The sequence below is a fragment of the Blautia ammoniilytica genome (genome assembly GCF_025566965.1).
Taxonomy (GTDB): domain Bacteria; phylum Bacillota; class Clostridia; order Lachnospirales; family Lachnospiraceae; genus Blautia_A; species Blautia_A ammoniilytica.
Genome location: NZ_JAOQJL010000074.1, coordinates 1 through 2,302 on the forward strand (window position 1 = coordinate 1; position 2,302 = coordinate 2,302).

General features: G+C 39.6%; 3 protein-coding genes. All 3 read right to left on the reverse strand.

Annotation, left to right across the window (positions count from 1 at the left end; translation table 11 throughout):
- A partial coding sequence (locus OCV61_RS18350) for an IS91 family transposase (RefSeq protein ID WP_330382988.1) occupies nt 1–515 on the reverse strand: 515 nt, incomplete at its 3' end.
- A gap of 2 nt (nt 516–517) precedes the next feature.
- Nucleotides 518–1,360 (reverse strand): tyrosine-type recombinase/integrase, encoded by an 843-nt coding sequence (locus tag OCV61_RS18355; RefSeq protein WP_015514772.1) that lies wholly within the window; start codon nt 1,358–1,360, stop codon nt 518–520.
- Nucleotides 1,361–1,528: 168 nt separating this feature from the next.
- Entirely contained in the window at nt 1,529–2,236 is a 708-nt protein-coding gene (locus OCV61_RS18360) for a tyrosine-type recombinase/integrase (protein ID WP_470258212.1), read from the reverse strand.
- Between the last annotated feature and the right edge of the window lie 66 nt (nt 2,237–2,302).

Below are 2,302 nucleotides of genomic sequence, written 5' to 3' on the forward strand. Positions count from 1 at the left end.
TTTTCATCATCAAGCCCACCTCCAAGAACAATGGTATGAATATGAGGATGATAATTCATTGCAGAGCCCCAGGTATGAAGAATGCAGATATACCCTATATCAGCTCCCAGGTACTTTGCATCTTTTGACAATTCATTCAATGTGGCTGAAGCAGCATGATACAGTGCATCATATAACAGCTTCTGGTTGCTGTAAATAATGGAATTCAATTCCTCAGGAACTGTGAATACTACATGATAATAGGGTGCATCCAATACGTTCTCTTTTTGTGCATCAATCCATTTCTCTTTCGGAAACTCCTGGCACATGGGACAGCATCTGCTTCTGCAGGAGTTGTTGTGAACACTGATACATCCGCAGTCCTCACAAACACTGATGTTTACACCAAAAACTCCTGTTTTACAGTTTCTGATGTGATAAGCCGTTTTTCTGTGATGAGCAGGAGGGTTACTCCTCTTTTCATAGGAAGGATAGAAACGTTCAAATACATCCTGTATCGTACATGATTTATCCATAATCATTCACCACCCATCTCATCAAATGGGCTTTTAATACCAAGCAGAGTTTTATTGCTTACATGCAGATAAATCTCTGTTGATTTTGGATCACGATGTCCCAAAAGAGCCTGAATATATTTTATATCGCAGCCTGACTCAAACAGATGACTTGCAAAGCTGTGACGCAAACAATGCGTGGAGACGTGTTTCTGAATGCCTGCTCTTTCGGCGCTTTCACGAAAAAACTGAATGACACTATCTTTTGTAAGATAATCCCCTGTCCATGAACTTGGGAACAGAATCCCTCTTGGCCTGCCACATTGAAACCAGTATTCTGTCAATATTTCAAGCGTCCGGTCTGCAAGCAAAGTATAACGGTCAGATCGGCTTTTTCCATCGCGGATGTGTATGGTTTTGTTCGTGCGTGAAATATCATCATAATGAAGGTGTGTGACTTCTGAAACACGAAGTCCACCTGAATACATAGTAGCGATCATAGCTTTATGCTTCAGATTTGGTGTAGCATCAAGAATAGCTGATATTTCTGCTTTTGTAAGCACCGCTGGTAACTTTCTGTCCCTTTTCATACGAGGTATGTCATCATCATCCCAATTCATCTTCAATACTTTTTTGTAAAAGAAGCGGATTCCTGAATGGTAGTGATTGTATGTTTCTGGTGAAATCCCGGAAAGTTTCTTTTCAGTTAGGAATGTATCAACATCGTCAGTTGTTAATGCATCTATATCCTTGGCTGTGTGGTTCAAAAAATGAGCAACACTGGTACAGTATGCATGAATCGTGGAATCCTTGAGATTCCGTTTATTCGCAGCAGATCTAATCTGATTAAAAATTTCTTCGTACATAATAAAATCCTCCATGTAAAGTAAATCGTAAATGTATAAACACTGCTTACATGGAGGAGCATTAGCATAATAAAACTGCTTGCCAGAAAGGCAGCTCAATGGTATTCTTATCATAGGCAGTGGGGATGTCGATCCTGTTTGATTGTTGGTTGTGGTGACTTAACAATACTACTTGTAGGANCATGAACTTGGGAACAGAATCCCTCTTGGCCTGCCACATTGAAACCAGTATTCTGTCAATATTTCAAGCGTCCGGTCTGCAAGCAAAGTATAACGGTCAGATCGGCTTTTTCCATCGCGGATGTGTATGGTTTTGTTCGTGCGTGAAATATCATCATAATGAAGGTGTGTGACTTCTGAAACACGAAGTCCACCTGAATACATAGTAGCGATCATAGCTTTATGCTTCAGATTTGGTGTAGCATCAAGAATAGCTGATATTTCTGCTTTTGTAAGCACCGCTGGTAACTTTCTGTCCCTTTTCATACGAGGTATGTCATCATCATCCCAATTCATCTTCAATACTTTTTTGTAAAAGAAGCGGATTCCTGAATGGTAGTGATTGTATGTTTCTGGTGAAATCCCGGAAAGTTTCTTTTCAGTTAGGAATGTATCAACATCGTCAGTTGTTAATGTATCTATATCCTTGGCTGTGTGGTTCAAAAAATGAGCAACACTGGTACAGTATGCATGAATCGTGGAATCCTTGAGATTCCGTTTATTCGCAGCAGATCTAATCTGATTAAAAATTTCTTCGTACATAATAAAATCCTCCATGTAAAGTAAATCGTAAATGTATAAACACTGCTTACATGGAGGAGCATTAGCATAATAAAACTGCTTGCCAGAAAGGCAGCTCAATGGTATTCTTATCATAGGCAGTGGGGATGTCGATCCTGTTTGATTGTTGGTTGTGGTGACTTAACAATACTACTTGTAGGA

Excerpts from the sequence above, each read along its gene's own strand:
- OCV61_RS18355 (WP_015514772.1), bottom strand. The coding sequence starts at position 1,360 with ATGTACGAAGAAATTTTTAATCAGATTAGATCTGCTGCGAATAAACGG.